Annotated in this window: 21 protein-coding genes; 13 read left to right on the top strand and 8 right to left on the bottom strand. The window is 61.2% G+C overall.

Annotation, left to right across the window (positions count from 1 at the left end):
* The first annotated feature begins 62 nt into the window (after positions 1–62).
* The 3 genes from malF (at position 63) to BN1118_RS16460 (ending at position 4034) form a co-directional block, all read left to right on the top strand.
* On the top strand, positions 63–1715 hold the full coding sequence (gene malF, locus BN1118_RS16470) for a maltose ABC transporter permease MalF (RefSeq protein WP_043557121.1): 1653 nt from the start codon (positions 63–65) through the stop codon (positions 1713–1715).
* Between the two features lie 12 nt (positions 1716–1727).
* Entirely contained in the window at positions 1728–2618 is an 891-nt protein-coding gene (gene malG / locus BN1118_RS16465; protein ID WP_043136954.1) for a maltose ABC transporter permease MalG, read from the top strand.
* Positions 2619–2897: 279 nt separating this feature from the next.
* Positions 2898–4034: an ABC transporter ATP-binding protein gene (locus BN1118_RS16460; RefSeq protein ID WP_042865784.1), complete on the top strand. Its 1137-nt coding sequence runs from the start codon at positions 2898–2900 to the stop codon at positions 4032–4034.
* A 111-nt stretch (positions 4035–4145) separates the two neighbouring features.
* Here the strand turns inward: BN1118_RS16460 and ppk2 are convergent, their stop codons facing one another.
* Complete coding sequence (ppk2, locus tag BN1118_RS16455) at positions 4146–4961, bottom strand: polyphosphate kinase 2 (protein ID WP_043136951.1); 816 nt, start codon at positions 4959–4961, stop codon at positions 4146–4148.
* A gap of 248 nt (positions 4962–5209) precedes the next feature.
* Between ppk2 and BN1118_RS16450 the strand changes: the two genes are divergently transcribed.
* Complete coding sequence (locus BN1118_RS16450; RefSeq protein WP_043557119.1) at positions 5210–6010, top strand: alpha/beta fold hydrolase; 801 nt, start codon at positions 5210–5212, stop codon at positions 6008–6010.
* 78 nt (positions 6011–6088) lie between these two features.
* Here the strand turns inward: BN1118_RS16450 and BN1118_RS16445 are convergent, their stop codons facing one another.
* The 3 genes from BN1118_RS16445 to BN1118_RS16435 form a co-directional block, all read right to left on the bottom strand.
* Positions 6089–6895 (bottom strand): MipA/OmpV family protein, encoded by an 807-nt coding sequence (locus tag BN1118_RS16445; RefSeq protein ID WP_043557118.1) that lies wholly within the window; start codon positions 6893–6895, stop codon positions 6089–6091.
* Positions 6896–7075: 180 nt separating this feature from the next.
* The gene (locus tag BN1118_RS16440) at positions 7076–8146 is read right to left on the bottom strand and encodes an AI-2E family transporter (protein WP_043557116.1); all 1071 of its coding nucleotides are present in this window, start codon (positions 8144–8146) and stop codon (positions 7076–7078) included.
* Between the two features lie 15 nt (positions 8147–8161).
* Positions 8162–8404, bottom strand: coding sequence for a sulfurtransferase TusA family protein (locus tag BN1118_RS16435; protein ID WP_043557115.1), 243 nt, complete (start codon positions 8402–8404; stop codon positions 8162–8164).
* A 121-nt stretch (positions 8405–8525) separates the two neighbouring features.
* On the opposite strand from BN1118_RS16435, the gene bepA reads away from it, so the two are divergent.
* A complete protein-coding gene (gene bepA / locus BN1118_RS16430; RefSeq protein WP_353851039.1) occupies positions 8526–9980 on the top strand; it encodes a beta-barrel assembly-enhancing protease in 1455 nt (484 codons plus the stop codon).
* A 157-nt stretch (positions 9981–10137) separates the two neighbouring features.
* Here bepA and BN1118_RS16425 read toward each other — a convergent pair whose 3' ends face one another.
* The gene (locus BN1118_RS16425; protein ID WP_043557113.1) at positions 10138–10617 is read right to left on the bottom strand and encodes a TlpA disulfide reductase family protein; all 480 of its coding nucleotides are present in this window, start codon (positions 10615–10617) and stop codon (positions 10138–10140) included.
* A 60-nt stretch (positions 10618–10677) separates the two neighbouring features.
* Here BN1118_RS16425 and arsC point away from each other — a divergent pair, with 60 nt between their 5' ends.
* The 3 genes from arsC (at position 10678) to BN1118_RS16410 (ending at position 12784) form a co-directional block, all read left to right on the top strand.
* Positions 10678–11028 carry an arsenate reductase (glutaredoxin) gene (arsC, locus tag BN1118_RS16420; protein WP_043557111.1) on the top strand — a complete coding sequence of 117 codons (351 nt, stop codon included), beginning with the start codon at positions 10678–10680 and terminating at the stop codon, positions 11026–11028.
* Positions 11025–11420, top strand: coding sequence for a DUF2069 domain-containing protein (locus tag BN1118_RS16415; protein WP_043557110.1), 396 nt, complete (start codon positions 11025–11027; stop codon positions 11418–11420). Before arsC ends, BN1118_RS16415 begins: the two co-directional genes overlap by 4 nt.
* A gap of 293 nt (positions 11421–11713) precedes the next feature.
* Positions 11714–12784, top strand: coding sequence for a linear amide C-N hydrolase (locus BN1118_RS16410; protein WP_043557109.1), 1071 nt, complete (start codon positions 11714–11716; stop codon positions 12782–12784).
* 36 nt (positions 12785–12820) lie between these two features.
* On the opposite strand, the gene BN1118_RS16405 is transcribed toward BN1118_RS16410, so the two are convergent.
* A complete protein-coding gene (locus tag BN1118_RS16405) occupies positions 12821–13441 on the bottom strand; it encodes an acyl carrier protein phosphodiesterase (protein WP_043557108.1) in 621 nt (206 codons plus the stop codon).
* A gap of 181 nt (positions 13442–13622) precedes the next feature.
* Here BN1118_RS16405 and iadA point away from each other — a divergent pair, with 181 nt between their 5' ends.
* A complete protein-coding gene (gene iadA / locus BN1118_RS16400) occupies positions 13623–14753 on the top strand; it encodes a beta-aspartyl-peptidase (protein WP_043557262.1) in 1131 nt (376 codons plus the stop codon).
* A 92-nt stretch (positions 14754–14845) separates the two neighbouring features.
* Here the strand turns inward: iadA and BN1118_RS16395 are convergent, their stop codons facing one another.
* Positions 14846–15748, bottom strand: a complete 903-nt coding sequence (locus BN1118_RS16395; RefSeq protein ID WP_043557107.1) for a LysO family transporter — start codon at positions 15746–15748, stop codon at positions 14846–14848.
* Between the two features lie 543 nt (positions 15749–16291).
* On the opposite strand from BN1118_RS16395, the gene BN1118_RS16390 reads away from it, so the two are divergent.
* The 4 genes from BN1118_RS16390 (at position 16292) to BN1118_RS16375 (ending at position 19542) form a co-directional block, all read left to right on the top strand.
* Positions 16292–17062 (top strand): ABC transporter ATP-binding protein, encoded by a 771-nt coding sequence (locus tag BN1118_RS16390; protein WP_043136913.1) that lies wholly within the window; start codon positions 16292–16294, stop codon positions 17060–17062.
* A 65-nt stretch (positions 17063–17127) separates the two neighbouring features.
* Positions 17128–17901, top strand: a complete 774-nt coding sequence (locus BN1118_RS16385) for an ABC transporter substrate-binding protein (protein WP_043136911.1) — start codon at positions 17128–17130, stop codon at positions 17899–17901.
* Between the two features lie 204 nt (positions 17902–18105).
* The gene (locus BN1118_RS16380; RefSeq protein WP_043557106.1) at positions 18106–18846 is read left to right on the top strand and encodes an ABC transporter permease; all 741 of its coding nucleotides are present in this window, start codon (positions 18106–18108) and stop codon (positions 18844–18846) included.
* A 3-nt stretch (positions 18847–18849) separates the two neighbouring features.
* Entirely contained in the window at positions 18850–19542 is a 693-nt protein-coding gene (locus BN1118_RS16375; RefSeq protein WP_042641721.1) for an ABC transporter permease, read from the top strand.
* Positions 19543–19593: 51 nt separating this feature from the next.
* On the opposite strand, the gene BN1118_RS16370 is transcribed toward BN1118_RS16375, so the two are convergent.
* On the bottom strand, positions 19594–20907 hold the full coding sequence (locus BN1118_RS16370; RefSeq protein WP_043557105.1) for a capsule biosynthesis protein: 1314 nt from the start codon (positions 20905–20907) through the stop codon (positions 19594–19596).
* Between the last annotated feature and the right edge of the window lie 7 nt (positions 20908–20914).

Below are 20914 nucleotides of genomic sequence, written 5' to 3'. Positions count from 1 at the left end.
GGGAGGCCGCAATGGCCTCCCACTCTCTCAAATCTCTCTTGGCGTTATAAAGGTTAATTGGCATGGAAGTAGTACCTTCTATTGAATCCTATGCCGGTCCGAAGGATAAGCACACCTGGCTTAAGTGGACCATCGCTGCTCTGGTAGCCATCCTCAACGGTTATGCGGCCGTGATGATGTACGCCAGCGGTGAGTGGGTATTCGCTCTGCTCGATCTGGTGGTGGTCTCCGTCGGTCTGTATGTCTTCATGAACAAGAAGACCTATGCCCACCGCTATATCTTCCCCGGTGTGGCTGGCATGGTTGTGTTTATCATCTTCCCTCTTGCCTACACGATCGGCATCGCCTTCACCAACTATTCGGGATCCAACTTGCTCTCCCTCGAGCAGGCGCGGGATTACCATCTGAAAAAAAGCTACAAGGTGGCGGGCGGTGAGTTCGATTTCACCCTGCTGGGTGGTGAGAACAATCAGTTTCAGCTGCTGCTGAAACAGGACGACCAATCCTTTATCAGTCAACCTGTTTCCCTGATGAACAACAAGGCGCGTGAGCTGGCGACCCGTGAGGGGCGAGTGCAAAGCACCCAGCAAGTGGTCGAACTGCAGCCCTTCACTGGCGAAGCGGCCAGCAAGGCCGCCCCGATCCGTGCCATCGTTGAGCATCGTACTCACCTGAGTGACCTGGATCTGGTCCTGCCGGATGGCGGCACTCACCTGACCCTGAGCAGCCTGCGCAAGTTTGCCGCCCAGAAACAGCAATACACCCGTCTGATGGATGGCGCCGTGCTCAAGTCCGGCGTGGTGATCAAGGACAGCAACCTGCTGCGTGACACCCAGACCGGCGAGCTGATGCTGCCCAACGGCGACACCGGCTTCTATCAATACATCGACGAGCAGGGACAGTTTGTCGGCAAGGGCATGGCCCCCGGTTTCGTGGTGAGCGTGGGGTGGAAAAACTTCGTGCGCATCATGACAGACCCGGGTATCCAGGGTCCCTTCATGCAGATCTTCGTCTGGACCGTGATCTTCTCCGCCGGTTCAGTGGCCTTCACCCTGGCCATCGGCATGGTGATGGCGTGCCTGGTGCAGTGGGAGCAGCTCAGAGGTCGCGGCTTCTACCGGGTCATGCTGATCCTGCCCTACGCGATACCGGCCTTCATCTCCATCCTGGTGTTCAAGGGCTTGTTCAACCAGAACTTCGGCGAGATCAACCTGTTCCTGGAAGCGGCGTTCGGCATCAAGCCGGACTGGTACACCACCCCCTTCCTGGCCAAGGTGATGATCCTCATCGTCAATACCTGGCTCGGCTACCCCTACATGATGATCCTCTGCATGGGCCTGCTCAAAGCCATCCCGGAAGATCTCTATGAGGCGTCCGCCATGGACGGTGCGGGTCCGGTGCAGAACTTCTTCAAGATCACGGTTCCGCTCTTGATGAAGCCGCTCACACCGCTGCTGATCGCATCCTTTGCCTTCAACTTCAACAACTTCGTACTCATACAGTTGTTGACCAACGGGGCACCGGACATCATAGGCGCCAGTACCCCGGCCGGTACCACGGACCTGTTGGTGAACTACACCTACCGGATCGCGTTCCAGGGCTCGGGTGGTCAGGACTACGGTCTGGCCAGTGCCATCGCCACCGCTATCTTCCTGATCGTCGGCGCGCTTGCACTGCTCAACCTGAAACTGTCCAAAGCCGACAAGCAACAGTAAGGAGGCTTCTCAATGGCTATCGTACAACCCAAATCAGTCAAATACCGGGTGTGGGCAACCCACCTGGTCATGTGGGGCTTCCTGGCACTGATCATCTTCCCGGTGATCATGGTCATCGCCATCTCGTTTCGTAACGGCAACTTCTCGGTGGGGGAGATCATCCCCTCCAATCCGACCCTGGATCACTGGAAGCTGGCGCTCGGCATGTCCATCACCAACGCCGATGGCAGCATAACGCCGCCGCCGTTCCCCGTGCTGACCTGGCTGTGGAACTCCATCAAGATCGCGTGCATCACGGCGCTGATGATAGTGACGCTGTCGACCACCTGTGCCTATGCGTTTGCCCGCCTGCGCTTTCGTGGCAAGCAGACCATATTGCAGGGCATGCTGATCTTCCAGATGTTCCCGGCTGTGCTGGCGCTGGTGGCCATCTATGCGCTGTTCAACAAGATAGGCGACTATGTGCCCTGGCTGGGTCTCAACACCCACGGCGGCCTGATCCTGGCCTACATGGGTGGCATAGCGCTGCACGTCTGGACCATCAAGGGCTACTTCGAGACCATAGACTCTTCGCTTGAAGAAGCGGCGGCCATCGACGGTGCGACCCCCTGGCAGGCATTCCGCCTGATCCTGTTGCCCCTGTCGGTGCCCATACTGGCGGTAGTGTTCATTCTGGCCTTCATCGGCACCATCACAGAGGTGCCCGTGGCCTCCATCCTGCTGCAGGATGTGAACAACCTGACCCTGGCGGTCGGTGCCCAGCAATACCTCTATCCGCAGAACTATCTGTGGGGCGACTTCGCCGCAGCCGCCGTGCTGTCTGGCCTGCCCATCACAGTGGTGTTCCTGATGGCGCAGCGCTGGCTGGTCGGCGGACTCACTGCCGGTGGCGTGAAAGGTTAAGTGTGTTGCCGCATGCGCCACACAGCCAGCACCAAGGTGTTCCTGCTGGTTTATCGCAGGGCTGGCTGGTCGGTGGCCTCACTGCCGGTGGCGTGAAAGGTTAAGTGTGTTGCCGCATGCGCCACACAGCCAGCACCAAGGTGTTCCTGCTGGTCTGTCACAGGGCTGGCTGGTCGGCGGCCTCACTGCTGGTGGTGTGAAAGGTTAAGGTTTTAATGGTCGGGGGAGCTGACTCCCCCCGCCGTCACGATTTGCACAGATTTAAGAGCGGAGCTCGTCATGGCTGAAGTAGTACTCAACAACGTTCGCAAGAACTACGATCCGGCTGTCCACAAGGACACGCTGCGCAACATCAACCTGGCCATCAAGGAAGGGGAGTTCATCGTCTTCGTCGGCCCGTCCGGCTGCGGCAAGTCCACCCTGCTGCGCATGATCGCAGGGCTGGAGGACATCACCAGCGGTGAGCTGACCATAGGTGGTCGTTACATGAACGACGTGCCGCCGGTGGAGCGCAACGTGGGCATGGTGTTCCAGTCCTACGCCCTCTACCCGCACATGAACATCTACGAGAACATGGCGTTCGGCCTCAAGCTCAAGAAGATGGACAAGGAGAACATCCACAAGCGGGTGATGCGTGCTGCCGAGATCCTGGGGCTTGAGCCCCTGCTGGACCGTAAGCCCAAGGCCCTCTCGGGCGGTCAGCGCCAGCGGGTGGCCATCGGTCGCTCCATCGTTCAGCAGCCCCAGGTGTTCCTGTTCGACGAACCCCTGTCGAACCTGGATGCCGCCTTGCGGGTCAAGATGCGCATCGAGATCGCCAAGCTGCACAAGGAGCTCAACTCCACCATCATCTACGTGACCCACGATCAGGTGGAGGCCATGACGCTGGCCAACCGCATCGTGGTGCTGAGCCCGCTCAAGGGCGATGCCGAGACCAACCTGGAGCAGTTCGGCACCCCGCTCGATCTCTACCATAATCCGGACAACAAGTTCGTGGCGGGCTTCATCGGGTCACCCAAGATGAACTTCCTGGCGGGCGAGTTGCTGGAAATCGGTGAGCAGGAGTGCGTGGTCAAGCTCACTTCCGGCGATACGGTGCGGGCGCGGGTGGATGCCCGTCGCGGCGCAGTCGGTGACAAGGTGGAGCTGGGCATTCGCCCCGAGCACCTGGTGACCCTGGATCACCCCCATGCGCACAGCAAGGTGACCGGCGTCGTGCAGGTGGCCGAGCATCTGGGCGCCGAGTCCTTCGTTTATATGGATGTGGATGGCCACGACTTCACCGTCAAGGCGCACTCAGATATCGACGTGGCCACGGGTCAGGCGTACAGCGTCGGCATTCCGGCCGAAGCCTGCTACCTGTTCGATGCCAACGAACAAGCCTTCCCGCGCATGGCTCGCTATGTAAGAGCCTGATGGCGCCGAGGTTTTCCAATAAATTCAATGCCTTTTTGCCGGTCGCAAGACCGGCTTTTTATTGCCTGCCGTTCGGGGCTCGTCCGGCAGGCCTGGCTCCCTGGCCTCTGCTCAGGTCTCCAGCGCGGCCGTGATGTCGGGCACGAAGGTCTGGCTGGTCAGGGGCGGGCGCTCATAGCCCTCGGTCTTGATGGGGGGGAGTGTGATGGGTTCGTAGTGGATCGCCTCGTAGGGCACCTTGCTGAGCAGGTGGGCGACGCAGTTGAGGCGGGCCCGGCGCTTGTCGTCCGCCTCCACCACGAACCAAGGACTGTCTTGCGTGTCCGTGTAGGTGAACATGTCATCCTTGGCGCGGGAGTACTCCACCCAGCGCGAACGGGATTGCAGATCCATGGGGCTGAACTTCCAGCGCTTGATGGGGGTGTTGATGCGCTCCTTGAAGCGCTTCTCCTGCTCTTCGTCCGACACCGAAAACCAGTATTTGATCAGGGTGATCCCCGAGCGGATCAGCATGCGTTCGAATTCGGGGCAGGCGCGCAGGAACTCGCGATACTCGTTGTCGCTGCAAAAGCCCATCACCCGTTCGACCCCGGCCCGGTTGTACCAGGATCGGTCGAACAGCACCATCTCGCCGGCTGCGGGCAGGTGGGCGGCATAGCGCTGAAAATACCACTGGGATCGCTCCCGATCCGAGGGGGCGGGCAGGGCCGTGACCCGGCAGACCCGGGGGTTGAGGGGCTCGGTGATCGCCTTGATGACACCCCCCTTGCCGGCGGCATCGCGTCCCTCGAACAGCACCACCACTTTCAGCCCCTCCTGCTTGACCCACTCCTGCAGCTTGACCAGCTCCTCCTGCAGGTGGGCGAGGTGGTGCTCGTAGCATTTCTTGTCCAGGCGCGGGCGTTTCTTGCTCTTTTCCTTGGGCATGGCTCTCTCCTTTTTGAGTCCTTTTTGTGCGTCACCCCAGCTTGCACCAGGGAGGCGTCACTGCCAAGGCCGACGTGTTACACTGCCGCCCCGTCAACAGCTGGCAACGGAAACAGAAGAAAACATGAGGCGGTGTATGGCGCTTGTGATGGCCGCCTCATCAGCCGCTGGCAATGGAAAAAACATGAAGCCATTTATGGCGATTTGCACTGCCGTCTCATCATCAGCAGTTGGCAACAGGAGAAAACATGAAGCAATTTATGGAGATAGCGGGCCGCCAAATGGCCTATCTGGACGAGGGGCAGGGCCCGGTTCTGTTGTTTGGTCACAGCTACCTGTGGGACAGCGCCATGTGGGCGCCGCAAGTCGCCGCGCTCAAGGGCCAGTACCGCTGCATTGTGCCCGAGCTGTGGGGCCACGGTGATTCCGACCTGCTGCCGGAAGGCCCTTGCACCCTGGCGACCCTGGCGCGGGATCACCTGGCCCTGCTCGACGGCCTCGGCATCGACGAGTGCGTGCTGGTGGGCCTCTCCATCGGTGGCATGTGGGGTGTGGAGCTGACCAGGATGGCGCCAAATCGCATCAAGGGTCTGGTGCTGATGGACAGCTTCGTCGGCCTGGAGCCGCAGATCACCTGCGAACGTTACCTCGGCATGCTGGGCATGATTGGGCAGCTCGGCACCATACCGGCCCTCATCGTCGAGCAGGTGGCGCCGCTGTTCTTTGCCAACCAGCCGGATGTGGCCCTGATGGCCGACTTCAAGGGGCGTCTCGCCGCCTGGCCAGGGGAGAAGATCGCCGCCATGGTGGCGGTGGGGCGCAGTTTCGTGACCCGGGAAGATCGCATCGACTGGCTGGAAGAGATGGCCATGCCTGCGCTGGTGATGACGGGGTGCGAAGACAAGGCTCGCCCCGTGCTGGAAGGCTACCTGATGGCCGAGGTGCTGGGCTGCCCGTTCAAGGAGATCCCGGCTGCGGGCCACATCTCGTCGCTGGAAAACCCCGCCTTCGTCAATCAGGCTCTGGCGGCGTTTCTGGCCGACCTCTGATACAGATACGGCCGCTTTGCCAGACCAAGAAGGGAGCCATGTGCTACCTTCTTGCTTGTGATGGCGTGGCGGCGCGGTTTACCAGATATAGCCGATCCCGAAGCCGGCGTAGAGCTCCCCCTGGTGCTGGACCAGGGGGCTGTTGGCAGCCTCCTCGTCATAGCGTTCGTAGTTGGCGGCGAACATGCCGATCCAGTTGGGGGTGAAGCGGTAGCTGGTGACTATGGCCACCATGGGTGAGAGGGTTGCCCCCGTGTCCCATGCCGGCCGCTGCGCCGTGGCCTCGCTCTCGGAAATGCCGCCGAAGTAGTAGTTCGCCAGCTTGCTGCTGCGGATCATCATCCCCATGCCGGGCATGATGAGCAGCCGGTCGCGGATGATGGGAAAGTCGGCCCACAGCAGCAGCTCCTGGCCCTGGCTGCGGCCGGTCACGTCCGTGCTGAGGCGGGTGCTGAGCAGGGCGTAGGGGGTGATCAGGCTGGCTCCCATGCCCCCTTCCAGCTCCCACTTGCGCGGTTCCATGCCGTTGAACTGCGCATATTCGTCGGGATCCAGGTTGCCAAAGCGCAGCCGTCCATAGCCGTAGGCGGCCAGGGTCTCATCCTTGTAGAAGTAGTAGCGGGCCCGATCGCCCAGGTACATGAACTGGTCGCCAAAGTAGATGAAGCCGGGAATGACGTAGCCTGCGGCATCTTGCGCCTGATAGCGCGCATCTCCGCCTATGACCGCCGTCCCCAGCACCAGCCCCTTGGGGACAGGACTGGTGGGGCTGTCGTGGGCGAACACGTCGAGGGAGCCCAGATCGATTTCGGCATGGGCCGCGGTACTGAACAGTGTGAGGGCTGTGAGTGCGCTGGCAAGCCGGCGTGCACTAGGTAGGGTCATTGTCGCTCGGGCTCCATGAACATGAGGCGTCCAGCCTGGTCGGTTGGCACTGTGAGGCTGGATATTAGCGCACTTTATCAGGGCGCTGACAGCGCCAGCCAGCAGATGTTCAAGATGACACAGGGCATGTCCGAAGAGATGCCCTGTGGGGATGAAGCGGGCGTGCGGGAAGGCGCCTCGTCAGGCTCCAAGCTGGGGGGCGTCATCGCGCTTGGGCCAGGCGTTGAGCACGGCCTTGACCAGGGTGGCGAGGGGAATGGCGAAGAAGACACCCCAGAATCCCCAGAGCCCGCCAAACACCAGCACGGCTATGATGATGGCCACCGGATGGAGGTTGAGCGCCTCGGAGAAGAGCACGGGCTCCAGCACGTTGCCGGTGAGCACCTGGATCACCGTATGCACCACTATCAGCCAGGTGAATTCAGGGGTCAGCCCCCACTGGAACAAGGCTACCATGGCGACCGGTACCGTCACGGCGGCGGCCCCTATGTAGGGAATGAGCACGGAGAAGCCGACCGCCACCGCCAGCAGCACCGAATAGCGCAGCCCCAGCATGGCAAAGGCGCCGTAGCTGATGACCCCGACTATGAGGATTTCGATCACCTTGCCGCGGATGTAGTTGAGGATCTGCTCGTTCATCTCCACCCAGACCCGGTTGACCAGGGTGCGGTTGCGCGGCAGGAAGCGGCGCAGGCTGCCCATCAGCACCTGCTTGTCCTTGAGCATGAAGAACGCCATCAAGGGGACCAGTATGAGATAGATGAGGATGGCCACCACGTTGACCAGCGAGTTCAGGGAGGCGCTCACCAGCTGCTCGCCACCGGTCAGAATGCGCTGGCGAATGTTGTCTATGATGGTCTCGACCAGGGTCACGTTGATGAGCTCGGGATACTGCTCCGGCAGGGTGCGCACATAGTCCTGGGCATGGGCCAGCATGGAGGGGGACTCCTTGGCCAGGTTGATGCCCTGGCTCACCAGCGTCGGGATCAGGCCCAGGAATGCCATGACCGTCAGGGCGATGAACAACAGCAGGATCAGGCTGGTGCCCAGGGTTCGGGAGAGACCGAGGCGCTGCAGCCGGCTCACCGGCCACTCCAGCAGGTAGGCCATTACCAGCGCCACCAGCAGCGGCGCCAGCAGATCGCCAAACAGCCAGAGCACGGCGAAGCAGGCCACCAGCAACAGGAAGAGGGTGACCGCATCGGGGTCGGAGAAGCGGGTCTGATACCAGCGTTTGAGCACATCTAACATGACAGCATCCTTTCGTTACTGGGGCTCATGATGGTGCTGTGCCCCGACGACCAACTGCAAAGAGAGCGTATTGTCCTGCGCCTGCTGCACCGTGAAGGGATGACCCTGACGTTGCAGATAGGCCGGAATGTCCTGCCGGGAGCCGGCATCGGCCAGCCGAATGGTCACGGTTTGACCGCTTTTGGCCTCCCTTAGCCAGAGCTTGAGCCGGATCAGCGGCTCGGGGCAGCGCCAGGGGGTCAGATCGAGGTGTTCCATGAGGGCTCCAGCAGGCGTGAGGCGGCTATTATGGCCGTGATGAGAGCACGAAACAACGCTTGTAGCCCTTGAGGGGCAAGGGTATTCTGCCGAGGCCCCTTCTGATGGAGATAGAGATAACGTGGCACGCTTTTCCCCCCTGATGGCATCGCTTCCCCTGCTGGCTTCCCTGATGGGTGCCACCTTCCATGCCCAGGCGAACAACCAGCTTCCCGACATAGGCACCGCCGGGGTAGCCGCCCTGCCCATCGAGCAGGAGGTGCGCTATGGCAACGCCTTCATGCGTTTCGCCCGGGCCGGCCTGCCGATCATAGATGATCCCGTGCTGAGCCAGTACATAGACGATCTCGGTCAGCGGCTGCTCTCCAACGCCGATGGGGTACGTTTCCCGTTTACCTTCTTCCTCATCAACGATCCCAGCATCAACGCGGCCGCCTTCCTCGGCGGACGGGTCAAGGTGCACACGGGCCTCTTCCTCTATGCCGACAGCGAGAGCGAGCTGGCCTCGGTGCTGGCGCACGAAATCACCCACGTGACCCAGCGCCACATAGCCCGCTATATGGAGGCGCAGGCAAGCAGCTCCGCCATGACCCTGGCCGGGTTGGTGGGCTCCATCGCGCTGGCGGTGATCAACCCCACCGCCGGTATCGCCGCTCTGCAGACCACGCTCGGCCTCTCCATGCAGTCGGCCATCAACTACACCCGCGAGAACGAGTACGAAGCGGACCGGATCGGCATGAAGACCCTGTATGACGCAGGCTTCGATCCCATGGGCATGGCCAACTTCTTCCAGAAACTGGCTGCAGAGTATCGCTACGCCAGCAAGCCGCCCGAGATGCTGCTGACTCACCCGCTGCCCGAGACCCGTATCTCCGAGGCCCGTGGCCGCGCCTCCAGCTATGCTCGCCGCAACCTGCCCCCCAGCCTCGACTTCTGGCTGGCCAAGGTGCGCATCCAGGTGCGCTATGGCACCGAAAGCCCGCAGGCGCTGCTCAGCTATTTCGACAACCGCCTGCAGAAAGGGGATTACCCGCTCAAGGATGCGGCCACCTACGGCAAGGCGCTGGCGCTGTTGCAGCTCAAGCGCACCGACGAGGCCGACACCCTGATGCAGGAGCTGGCGAGCCGTCACCCGGAAGATCTGTTCGTGGTGGATGCCCTCACCGACATCGATCTCGCCAAGGGGCGCAGCGCCCAGGCCATCGCCCGGCTGGAGAAGTTCCGCACCCGCATGCCGGACAACGAAGTGGTGGTGGTCAACCTCGGCAACGCCTATCTGGAAGGGGGCAACTACAAGAAGTCCATCGCCATCCTGGATCCCTATGCCCGCGAGCACGAAGAGAACAACCTGGCCTGGAGCCTGCTCTCCGATGCCTATCGCAAGGCGGGACGGATGACGGACCTGCACATGGCGCGGGCCGAGATGCTCTCTCTGCGCGGTGACTACCAGGCGGCCATCGACGAGCTGATCGTGGCCCGTGGCACCACCAGCGACAAGCTGACCCTGGCCAGGCTGGAGGCACGCATCACTGAGCTGGAGCGGGCGAAGAAGGATCTCGACAGCCTGAAGGGGTGATGCATCAGAGGTGCGGTGAAACGGGGTGTGCCAGCAATGGGACACCCCGTTTCCTTTCCCATCGTTGGCCTATGCCGTTGTGCAGGTCAATCCCGTCGTCGTGTGTGGGTGTGATGGGCCCCTTACTTGCCAAGGAGAGGAGAGGGGAGGGATCACTCTAGCGAACCGCCGCAGCCTGCGCCTTGAGGGCGGCAATCTGCTGCGCATCGAGTTCGCCGACGATCGTCTGTTGCAGCTTGCCCTCTGCGTCGAGCAGATAGCTGGTGGGCAGCCCGGTCGGGTGGGGGAAAGGCAGGCTTGCCGTGTCATTGGCGATCAACAGCGGCAGGCTGACCCGGTAGCGGCTCGCCAGTGCCGCCAGCTCGGCCGGGGTGGCCGGATCGTAGTGGATGGCCACCACGGCGAGGGAGCCCTCCTGCGCCAGCGCCTCCAGCAGCGGCAACTCTCGCAGGCAGGGGGCACACCAGGGGGCGAAGTAGTTGACCAAGAGCGGCTTGCCGGCAAATTGGGCCAGTGCCACCGGCTGGCCCTGGCCGTTGGTGAATTCGGGCGCCGGGGAGCAGGCGCTCAGCAGACCGGCCACAATCAGCCAACAAATTCGTTTCAATTCCTTTCCAGTGCCGCTTACCCTGACCATCAGTTTCCCCTACAATAGCGCCGTTTCTTGTCCCATCTTGCGATCAATCAGGGAGTTACCATGAGCGAGACCCAAATTTACCACAATCCGCGCTGCTCAAAGAGCCGTGAAACCCTGGCCCTGCTGGAGCAGCACGGGATCGCCCCTGATGTGGTGCTCTATCTGGAGCAGGCCCCGAGCGAGGCGCAAATCCGCACCCTGCTGAGCCAGCTAGGCTTCACCGATCCGCGCCAGCTGATGCGCACCAAGGAAGAGCTCTACAAGGAGCTGGGGCTGGGCGAGGTGAACGGCGATGCCCTTATTCGCGCCATGCATCAGCACCCCAAGCTCATCGAGCGCCCCATCGTCATCAAGGATGGTCAGGCCCGCATCGGCCGTCCGCCCGAGCAGGTGCTGGAGATCCTCAAGTGAGCACCCGCTTCGCCCGTCTGCTGACCCTGGTCGGCTTCTTTGGCCTGCTGGGCTGGGTCATCCTCTGGCATCTGTGGCTCTCGCCCCACCCGGAGCTCAACCCCTGGCTACTGCCGGTGATCTGGACTGTGCCGCTGCTGTTCCCGCTCAAGGGAATAGTGCAGGGCAGCCCCTACACCCACGCCTGGGGCAACTTCGTGCTGATGCCCTATTTCCTGCACGCCCTGACCCTGATCACCACGGATGAGGGAGAGCGTTGGCTGGCGGTGGTGGAGCTGGTGTTCACCATACTCGCCTTCGTCGGCACCATCTATTACGCCCGCCTGCGTGGCCGTGAGCTGGGGCTCAGCATCCGCAAGAAGAAGGGTGAGCCGTCACAGCAAGAGAAATAAGGCCTGCGTCAGCGCACCTTTATCTGCAAACCGGGCCCTGGGTCCGGTTTTTTTTATGGATGTGCAGCCTGGCATGACGTGACCGGGGTTGACGTGACAGCGGCTGGACCAAAAGCCTGCTGGCAACGCAGATGCCAGGTGTATCTCGCTGATCTTGCTGTAACTATGTCGACATGATCACATCTTGGCCGCCGCGAGGTGGGAGCGTGGCGGGCGGCTGACTATCCTCATTAAGCTCCCATACAGCGGTAGCCGTTAGCCTGTCGTTTTCACCAGCCTGAGTGATGCATCCTATGAAACGCCAATCCAGCCCCCTGTTCCAGAAAACCCTGTTGGCATTGACCATGGCCCTGTCGGTCAGCTCGCTGGCCGATGCCTGCACCCGCGCCGTTTATCAGGGCGACGGCGGTCTGGTGGTAACCGGCCGCACCATGGACTGGCGCGCTGCCATGCCGACCAACCTCTGGGCCTTGCCGCGTGGCATCGATCGGAGCGGGGCGGCCGGTCCGCACTCCATGAAGTGGAACGCGCGCTATGGCTCCCTGGTCGCCGCGGGGTTTGACGCGGGTACCGCCGATGGCATGAACGAAAAGGGGCTGGTGGCCAATTTGCTCTATCTGACCGAGTCCGAGTATGTGACTCCGAGCGACAAGGATCCGCGCAAGACGCTCTCCATCTCCCTCTGGGCCCAGTATGTGCTGGACAATTTTGCCACCGTCACCGAGGCGGTCGCCGCCTTGTCGAAGGACGAGTTCTATGTGGTGACCACTCTGACGCCGGATGGCAAGCCGGGCCAGCTGCACCTCTCCATCTCGGATGCCAGCGGTGACTCGGCCATTTTCCAGTACGTGGATGGCAAGTTGCAGATCCACCACGACCGCAGCTATCAGGTGATGACCAACTCCCCCGTTTTCGACAAGCAGCTGGCACTCAACGAGTACTGGGAGGAGATAGGCGGGCTTACCATGCTGCCGGGTACCAACCGTTCGGCGGATCGTTTCGCCCGGGCCTCTTTTTATATCAAGACCCTGCCCAAGACGGATCAGGCCAATGAAGCCGTTGCCGGTGTGATGAGCGTGATGCGCAACGTCTCGGTGCCCATGGGGATCAGTACACAGGATCAACCCAACATCTCCACCACCCTTTGGCGCAGCGTGTCGGATCAACAGCATCGCCGCTACTTCTTCGAGCTGACTCATTTGCCCAACACCTTCTGGGTGAGCATGGATCAGCTGGATCTGAGTGCGGGCGCCCCGGTCAAGAGACTCCCGCTGACTGAGCGTCAACTCTATGCGGGCGAAACGGCGGACAAGTTTGTGCCGGCCAAGGCGTTCACCTTCCTGCCTGCCACGCCAGGGGCCTGATGAAGAGTTGGTAGAAGGCCCCTCACGGGGTCTTTTTTATGGCCGCACGCCGGCGTGACCGCCAGTCTCGCGATAGTGGGCGAGCTGCTGCTCGCTAAAGCGCATCAACTGGGGATAGAAGCGCAGAAATCCCTGCTCGCCATTGTGCCAGCTGGCATCGTCCAGGGTGGCGAGGGCATCGCCCAGCAAGATGGGGCGGCGCAACCGGTGACCTATGCCGTTGAGGGCGCGGCCCAGCCCCTCCCTGTGGCGATAGGAGGCGATCCAGTTCTGCTCCGCCATCCGCGTGAGCGCAACGGGCAAGCCATCCGGCAGGCGCTGATGATCCGCCAGCAGCTGCCCATAACTCTGTTGCAGAAAGCGGGGCAGGGGGTCTTCGCCAAATTGTGGCCAGTGCAGGCTGAGCCAGTGGTCGTAGATCATGTCCACCAGGATGCCACCGAAGCGGCGCCAGGGCGCCTCGAAACAGGCCACCGCCGCCCTGTGCTCGGGGTGGGCATCGGTGAAGGCATCGATTCTGCGGTGCAGCCAGATCCCCTCATCGAAGGCGGGACCGAGCGTGCTTGGCAAAGGGCCCTTGACGAAATCCCCCAGCAGGTTGCCGGTGAGGGAGCTTCGGGTATGGGCGGCCAGATGCAGGTGAGCCAGATAGTTCATGACGGTGGATGTCGACCAGCAAACGGGAATTGCTGGTGAGCCTAGCCGATCCCCTCTCCCTTGCCTATGCCGATCATGGCAAACTGGCCAGCAGGCACTGCCGTTACCGAGAGGCCAATGGTGGGTAAATAGCGATTTCTCTCTTTTCCCCGCAGGGGATAGCTTGCAAGGAGTAGCCATGATGTTGACCCTGATCGAGGGCGCCGAGATCTTCAGTCCCACCCACCTCGGCCAGCAGGATCTGCTGGTGGCCGATGGCCGCATCGCCTGGATTGGCAAGGGGTTGACGGCCCCCGCAGATTGGCCGTTGACGCGGGTCGATGGTCGCGGTCGCTACCTGGTGCCCGGATTGGTGGATCCGCTGGCCCATATCACCGGGGGCGGGGGCGAGGGGGGCTTTGCCTTTCGCACGCCCGAACTCGCCGCGAGCGAGGCTCTCAAGGCGGGGGTCACCACCCTGGTGGCGGCGCTCGGCACCGACAGCCTGACCCGCACGCCGGCCCAGGTGCTTGGCAAGGTGCGTGAATTTCGCGCCGCCGGGGTGAGCGCCTTCATGTATACCGGCTCCTACCATCTGCCCGTCAAGAGCCTCACCGGCACGGTGGAGTCCGACATCATGCTCATTCCCGAAGTGCTGGGGGTGGGGGAGCTGGCCATCAGCGATCACAGATCCAGCGCCCCCACCCACGACGAGCTGGCCCGACTGGTGAGCGAGGCGCGGGTGGCCGGGCTGCTCTCGGGCAAGAGCGGCGTCAGCTTCTTCCATCTGGGGGATGGCCGCGGGGCGCTGGCACCGCTGCGGGCCCTGCGCGATGAAACCGACATTCCGCTGCGCCAGCTCTATCCGACCCACTGCAACCGCAACCCCTGGCTGTTTGCCGAGGCGATCGCCTGGGGCAAGGCGGGAGGCTGGGTCGATCTCACCACTTCCAGCTTCCCCGATCTGGTGGAGGATGGCGAACGGCTGGCCGCCGATGGATTGATCGAGTTGCTGGCCGCTGGCGTGCCTGCCGATCGCATCACCTTCAGCTCAGATGCCAACGCCAGCCTGCCGCGCTTCGATGGCGAGGGGCGCCTTATCGAGATGCGCTGCGGCCAGATTGCCAGCCTGTGGCAGGAGTGCGTGCGCGCCTGCCAGCTCGGGGTGTCGCTCGAGGTGGCGCTGGCGGTGGTGAGTACTCATCCGGCACGAGTGCTGGGATTGGCCGCAAAGGGGAGGATCGGAGTGGGGCAGGATGCGGATCTGCTGCTGATCCATCCCCACTCTTTCGCCATCGAGCGGGTAATGAGCGGCGGCCAGTGGCGCGGATGAACGGCGGATAGCGCGAGAGTGCGGTATATCCAGATGAAAGAAGCCCGACAGCAATGTCGGGCTTCTTTGATTCTGCGGGCGGCAGGTGTGGCCTAGATCGCCAGGAAGCCCAGGATCAGGATGGGGCCGAGCAGGCTCAGGATAAAGCCGGAGACGATGGCCACGGGCACCATCTGGATGCCACCGGATTTTTGAATGACCGGCAGGGTGAAGTCCAGCGCGGTGGCGCCGCCGTAGCCGATGGCGGCGGAGGGGTGGCGACGCATCAGCATGGGAATGATGAGGATGGCGATGAGCTCGCGGCCCAGATCGTTGATGAAGGCGGCGGAGCCGAGCACGGGTCCCAGTTTGTCGGCCACCAGAATGCCCGACAGCGAATACCAGCCGAAGCTGGAGCTGAGCGCCAGGGCGTGGCTCAGCGGCATGCCCAGCAACTGGGCCGCCAGTACGCTGCCCAGCCAGCTGCTGATGATGACGGTGAAGGCGATCTTCATGCCCCAGGGGTTGAGCAGAATCTGGCGCAGCCGCATGCCGGAGTTGCGCATCTGCACCCCGATGAGCAACAGCAGCAGCATCAGGGCCCACTCGCTTAAGCGATCGATGGGCAGGGCTTGCAGATCGACCAGCAGCCCCAGCAGCACGCCTCCCAGCACCACGAAGCAGAGCTGGAGGGATTCCCACAGCAGGTGCAGCTTGCTTGGCATCTTGGCGTCGCTGGCCTCGTGGGTCGGCGGGCTGCGCTTGTCCAGCCACCAGAGCGCCAGCAGGTTGCACAGGGTAATGGCGGCCAGCATGACACCGGCCACCTTGAAGATCACCGCCAGATTGCTGCCGAGGTTTTCCACATAGGCCAGTCCCAGCCCCATCAGAAACAGGATGAGGTAGACCATCTTGCCGAGGGACTGATTGACCAGCTTGATGAGCCGGGCGGAGGAGAGGGGGATCAGATAGCCGACGCCTAACGGCAGCAGGATCAGCAATACATTGAGCAACATCGGGGCCTCGATCACAAAAACTGATAAAAATGACACCTTATCACTACTTATTGGCTCTGTGTCACATTTCTGTGAGTTTGGATGGCTCATCCGGGGCTTTTTATCAGGTTGTTATGTTTTTGGTGCAAGCAACTGCACTCATTTGGCTCAAAGGCCCACCTTGGTGCGGCAAGCGTGCCGCCATGAAATCACGCTCATCGCCCATTTTTCAACAAGATGCAAACATCGATGGGGTGAATAAAGTCGCTTTCGCCATCTTGCTGTCATGATGTCGGAATTTTCTTGCCACCCTTGCGATCAGGGTATAAAAAGGCGGTGTCGCTCGATGGGTCCAAACCGAGTTTTATGCAGACAAAGTGCTGAAAAATACCAGTGAGACCAATAAAAATACAGACAAAACACCAAAGACCTCTGTTCTGTATTGTTTTTTAACTATTCGAGTGATATTTTCGCTGAAGGTTGCCATCGGTTAACTTTTTGTTAAATTCATGATGGTGTGAGTCACGCCCCAGCGGCGTCTAGGGACAGACAAGGTTGTAATGGATGAGTGACGTTGCCGCACTGGAAGTTCGTGAACTGCACAAGTATTTCGGCACCCACGAAGTGCTCAAGGGCATCGATATGACAGCCCGCAAGGGGGATGTCATCTCCCTGATCGGCTCCTCCGGCTCGGGGAAGTCGACCTTTCTTCGTTGTATCAATCTGCTGGAAACACCCTCTTCCGGCACAGTTTCACTCCATGGCGAGCTTATTCGCATGAAATCCAACCGGGCCGGTGAGCGGCTGCCGGAGGACATGCGCCAGGTGGAGCGCATTCGCAGCCGGCTGGCCATGGTGTTTCAAAGTTTCAACCTCTGGTCGCACATGACCATAATGCAGAACATCATAGAGGTGCCTATCCAGGTGCTGAAAGTCCCCCGCGCCGAGGCCATCGCCAAGGCGGAACACCTGCTCAACCGGGTGGGTCTGTGGGAGCGGCGCGACTACTATCCCGGTCACCTCTCCGGCGGCCAGCAGCAGCGGGCGGCCATCGCCAGGGCACTGGCGGTGGAGCCCGAGGTGATGCTGTTTGACGAACCCACCTCGGCGCTGGACCCCGAGCTGGTGGGGGAGGTGCTCGGCCTGATGCGCGAGCTGGCCGAAGAGGGGCGCACCATGCTGGTGGTGACCCACGAGATGTCGTTTGCCCGTGATGTGTCGAACAAGGTAATGTTTCTGCATCAGGGGCGCGTGGAAGAGGAGGGCAATCCCAAGGAGATCTTCGCCCATCCCAAGTCGGAACGGTTCAAGCAATTCATCTCCTCCATCTATTGATGGGCGGGATCTGTTTTCAACAAGCTGCAACTTCAACAGTCGACGATTTTATCAAGGAGAGATACATGAACAAGCTGATGCTGGCGACTGCCATAGTCACTGCCCTGTCTTCCGGCAGCCTGATGGCCAAGGAGTGGAAAGAGGTGCGGATCGGGGTCGAAGGTGCTTACCCTCCCTTCTCCTGGACCGAGCCCAGTGGCGAGGTGAAAGGCTTCGATATCGACATCGCCAACGCCCTGTGCGAAGAGATGAAGGTGAAGTGTACCCTGGTCAAGCAAGACTGGGACGGCATCATTCCGGCGCTGCTGTCGCGCAAATATGACGCCATCATAGCCACCATGGACATCACCGAAGAGCGCAAGAAGAAGGTGGACTTCACCCAGAAGTACCAGCACATTCCGGCCCGCTTCGCCGCCAAGAAGGGCACAGAGGTCAAGCTCGACAAGGCCTTCATGGACGGTAAAACCGTGGCGGTGCAACGCGCCACTTCCATGGATACCTACATCACGGACAACTTCCCGAACGCCACCATCAAGCGTTATGGCACCGCGGATGAAGCCTATCTCGATCTGAAATCCGGTCGGGTTGACTATGTGATGGCTGACTCCGCCGCCATCAGTGACGGTCTGCTGAAGAAGGAAGGGGGCGATGCCTACGAGTTCGTCGGCCCGAAACTGACCGATCCCAAGTGGTTTGGCGAGGGTGCCGGCATAGCGGTCCGCAAGGCTGACAAGGATCTGAAAGAGAAATTCAACGCCGCCATCCTGGCCCTGCGCGCCAACGGCAAGTACAAGGCAATCAACGACAAGTACTTCGACTTCGACGTCTACGGCGAGTAACCCCCAGGCGCGCTACACCGAGTAGCAGCCGAAGGGATTGCGGCGAATCATCACGACAGGTTGACCCTTGTCTGTAGTCATCGGGCCCGTTGTCTCTCGCAAGGGAGCGATGGGCCCGCTTAGTTGCAATGGAGCTGCATGTGTTTGGTTTGAAAGGATATTGGGACGGGCTGGCCCGCTCAATGCGTTGCAATGGAGCCGCATATGTTTGATTTGAAAGGATACGAAGCCTCCCTGCTGGAGGGCGCCTGGATCACCCTAGAGGTGGCGCTGGCCTCGCTGCTGCTGGCGTTGCTGCTGGGCATGCTGGGGGCACTCGCCAAGCTCTCCCCCTACAAGTGGGCACGTGGCATCGCCACCGCCTACACCACAGTCATTCGCGGCATTCCCGATCTGGTGCTGATGATGCTGCTGTTCTTCGGCGGCCAGGTGCTGATCAACAGCCTCTGCAGCTGGGTCAACGAGAGCTACAACAACTACCTGCTGGCGAGCGATCCGAACCAGGAGTGGGTCTCCCTGCTGCCTGACTACATCGACATCAGTCCGTTTGCGGCTGGTGTGGCCACCATAGGCTTCATCTTCGGCGCCTACATGACAGAGACCTTCCGCGGCGCCATTCTGGCGGTGGACAAGGGAGAGCTGGAAGCGGCTCGCGCCTTTGGCATGCGGGCGACCCAGGTGTTTGTACGGATCCTCTTCCCCCAGATGATGCGCCACGCCCTGCCGGGCTTTGGCAACAACTGGCTGGTGCTGCTGAAAACCACGGCGCTGGTCTCCATCATCGGGCTCGATGACATGGTGCGCAAAGCATCCCTGGCGGCGGGGTCGACCCAGCAGCCCTTCACCTTCTACATGGCGGTGGCCCTGATCTTCCTGATCTTCACTGCGGTCTCCACCTCGGCACTGAAATGGGCCGAGCGTCACTACGCGATAAAGACGAGGTAAGCCATGGATTTCTCAATCATTCTCAAAGAGTGGCCCACCTACTGGGAGGGGCTTTACACCACAGTGCTGCTGGTGGCGGCCTCCCTGGTGCTCGGCCTGGCTCTGGCGGTGCCCATGGGGATACTGCGCAACAGCCGCAACTGGCTGATCAAGGGGCCGATCTGGGCCTATATCTACTTCTTCCGTGGCACCCCGCTGCTGGTGCAGCTGTTCATCATCTACTACGGCGCCGCCCAGTGGGAGTGGCTGAAAAACAGCGCAGCCTGGGAGCTGTTCGCCCAGGCCTGGTTCTGCGCCCTGCTGGCGTTCACCCTCAACACGGGGGCCTATACCGCCGAGATAGTGCGCGGCGCCGTGCTCAACATGCCCAAGGGGCAGATTGAAGCGGCCAACGCCTTTGGCATGACCCGCTGGCAGACCCTGACCCGCATCATATTGCCCAACTCGTTTCGCCGTGCGCTGCCCGCCTACAGCAACGAGGTGATCTTTATGCTGCAGGGCTCGGCGGTGGCCGGCATCATCACCATAGTCGACCTGACAGGTGCGGCGCGGATCATCAACTCCCGCTACTACAGCCCGTTCGAGGCGTTTTTGACCGCAGGCCTGCTCTACATGCTGCTGACCTTCGTCATCGTCTGGCTGTTCAAGAAGTGGGAAGCCCGCTGGCACGCCCACCTGCGTCCCCGCACCGTGTAATCCCCATAAAAAAAGCCCGCAATCGCGGGCTTTTTTGTGTCTCTGTGTTGCTTACAAGGTGGCGATGGGGGTCAGCATCTCTTCGGCCATGAAACCCAGGGCACTGAGCGCGCCGATGGCGCCTATGACGCTGGACGGCGCCAGTGCCTGCTTGCCCTGTTTGACGGGCAGGGCCTGCTCGCTGTGTTGATGGATCTTCTGCATCACTGCCATGGCGCTCAGTTCCAGGTGGCGGTAGAAGCTGGCATTGAGCTGGGTCAGATGGAGCAGGGACTGGCGCATGCGCTCGAAGGTCTCGCTGCAAACCGGGCTCTGCTTGTGCCAGAACTTAGCCAGGGTGCCACGGGTGGTGAGACCCGCCAGATCATACAGGGCCCGTCCCATGCAGAAGGTCGGCACATCGTGCAGCAGGGCGGAGAGGCCAACCGTGCTGTTGATGGTTATGACCCCCTTGAGCAGCGGATAGAGGGTGGGCAGGGGCAACTCGTAGCCATAAAACACCCGTCCCTCCAAGCCAAGCAGCGTCACCAGCCGGTTTATCTGGGACTGGTAGCTGACATAACCCCGGTCCATGGGGTGGTGCTTGAACAGCAACACATCCTCGCTGCGGGCGTGCTCGGCAAAGGAGTTCATCACCTGGGCGACCATCTCCTCCACTCCGCTCAAGTCAGAGTGCTCTCTTATCTGAAAATCCTCGGTGACCTGCAAGGGCACGAAGAAGATATGGCCCTTGTGCTGGGGCAGCGCCTTGAGCAGCGAGCGATCCGACCATCTGTACCACCACTTGACCAGGCCGCCCGCCACCCAGCCTCTGGCTTCCTGATACAGGCTCCAGGGTCTGTGGTTGACGAAGTGCGGATAACGCCAGCGCAGCAAATTCTTGCTGATGTGGTAGCGGCTGGCATACCAGGCGCGGCGGGCAAAGGTCTTGCCCACCTGCAACGGTGCCTCATAGGGGGCGGGCCATGCCATCTCGGCCAGCTGGTCGCGTTTGGCATAGAGCGGGCTGAAGGCATTGACGCCCCCCTGTTCCAGGGTCACATAGTCCGGGCGCAGATACCCCTCTTCCATGGCCCAGACGGCGATCTTCTTCAGCTTGCAGATGCGAATCGCCTGCAGGTGGTAATAGCGGCAATCGCCGTAGCAGATCAGGCTGTCGATACCATTTCGCTTGATAAAGCGGCGAAAAAAGGTGTTCCAGGTCTCAGGCTTGCCGGTGAAGCGTTCGTTATGGCCTGCGCAGGGCCAGCACTCGTCGCCGCCATTGAAATGGATCTTGTAAACCTCGTGGCCCGCCTCGCTCAGGGTCTGGCTCAGGGTCTGAAAGAAGGGGCCGAGCGGTCCTTGCAACAACAAAATCTTCATGGTCGGC

The sequence above is a fragment of the Aeromonas bestiarum genome (assembly GCF_000819745.1).
GTDB lineage: Bacteria > Pseudomonadota > Gammaproteobacteria > Enterobacterales > Aeromonadaceae > Aeromonas > Aeromonas bestiarum.
The sequence above is the reverse complement of the archived record's forward strand: the minus strand, read 5'-3'. Positions and strand labels throughout refer to the sequence as shown.

Bases quoted from the DNA above. Each gene is read 5' to 3' on its own strand.
- malF (WP_043557121.1), top strand. From the start codon at position 63: ATGGAAGTAGTACCTTCTATTGAATCCTATGCCGGTCCGAAGGATAAG.
- malG (WP_043136954.1), top strand. From the start codon at position 1,728: ATGGCTATCGTACAACCCAAATCAGTCAAATACCGGGTGTGGGCAACC.
- BN1118_RS16460 (WP_042865784.1), top strand. From the start codon at position 2,898: ATGGCTGAAGTAGTACTCAACAACGTTCGCAAGAACTACGATCCGGCT.
- ppk2 (WP_043136951.1), bottom strand. From the start codon at position 4,961: ATGCCCAAGGAAAAGAGCAAGAAACGCCCGCGCCTGGACAAGAAATGC.
- BN1118_RS16450 (WP_043557119.1), top strand. From the start codon at position 5,210: ATGAAGCAATTTATGGAGATAGCGGGCCGCCAAATGGCCTATCTGGAC.
- BN1118_RS16445 (WP_043557118.1), bottom strand. From the start codon at position 6,895: ATGACCCTACCTAGTGCACGCCGGCTTGCCAGCGCACTCACAGCCCTC.
- BN1118_RS16440 (WP_043557116.1), bottom strand. From the start codon at position 8,146: ATGTTAGATGTGCTCAAACGCTGGTATCAGACCCGCTTCTCCGACCCC.
- BN1118_RS16435 (WP_043557115.1), bottom strand. From the start codon at position 8,404: ATGGAACACCTCGATCTGACCCCCTGGCGCTGCCCCGAGCCGCTGATC.
- BN1118_RS16425 (WP_043557113.1), bottom strand. From the start codon at position 10,617: ATGGTCAGGGTAAGCGGCACTGGAAAGGAATTGAAACGAATTTGTTGG.
- arsC (WP_043557111.1), top strand. From the start codon at position 10,678: ATGAGCGAGACCCAAATTTACCACAATCCGCGCTGCTCAAAGAGCCGT.
- BN1118_RS16410 (WP_043557109.1), top strand. From the start codon at position 11,714: ATGAAACGCCAATCCAGCCCCCTGTTCCAGAAAACCCTGTTGGCATTG.
- BN1118_RS16405 (WP_043557108.1), bottom strand. From the start codon at position 13,441: ATGAACTATCTGGCTCACCTGCATCTGGCCGCCCATACCCGAAGCTCC.
- iadA (WP_043557262.1), top strand. From the start codon at position 13,623: ATGTTGACCCTGATCGAGGGCGCCGAGATCTTCAGTCCCACCCACCTC.
- BN1118_RS16395 (WP_043557107.1), bottom strand. From the start codon at position 15,748: ATGTTGCTCAATGTATTGCTGATCCTGCTGCCGTTAGGCGTCGGCTAT.
- BN1118_RS16390 (WP_043136913.1), top strand. From the start codon at position 16,292: ATGAGTGACGTTGCCGCACTGGAAGTTCGTGAACTGCACAAGTATTTC.
- BN1118_RS16385 (WP_043136911.1), top strand. From the start codon at position 17,128: ATGAACAAGCTGATGCTGGCGACTGCCATAGTCACTGCCCTGTCTTCC.
- BN1118_RS16380 (WP_043557106.1), top strand. From the start codon at position 18,106: ATGTTTGATTTGAAAGGATACGAAGCCTCCCTGCTGGAGGGCGCCTGG.
- BN1118_RS16375 (WP_042641721.1), top strand. From the start codon at position 18,850: ATGGATTTCTCAATCATTCTCAAAGAGTGGCCCACCTACTGGGAGGGG.
- BN1118_RS16370 (WP_043557105.1), bottom strand. From the start codon at position 20,907: ATGAAGATTTTGTTGTTGCAAGGACCGCTCGGCCCCTTCTTTCAGACC.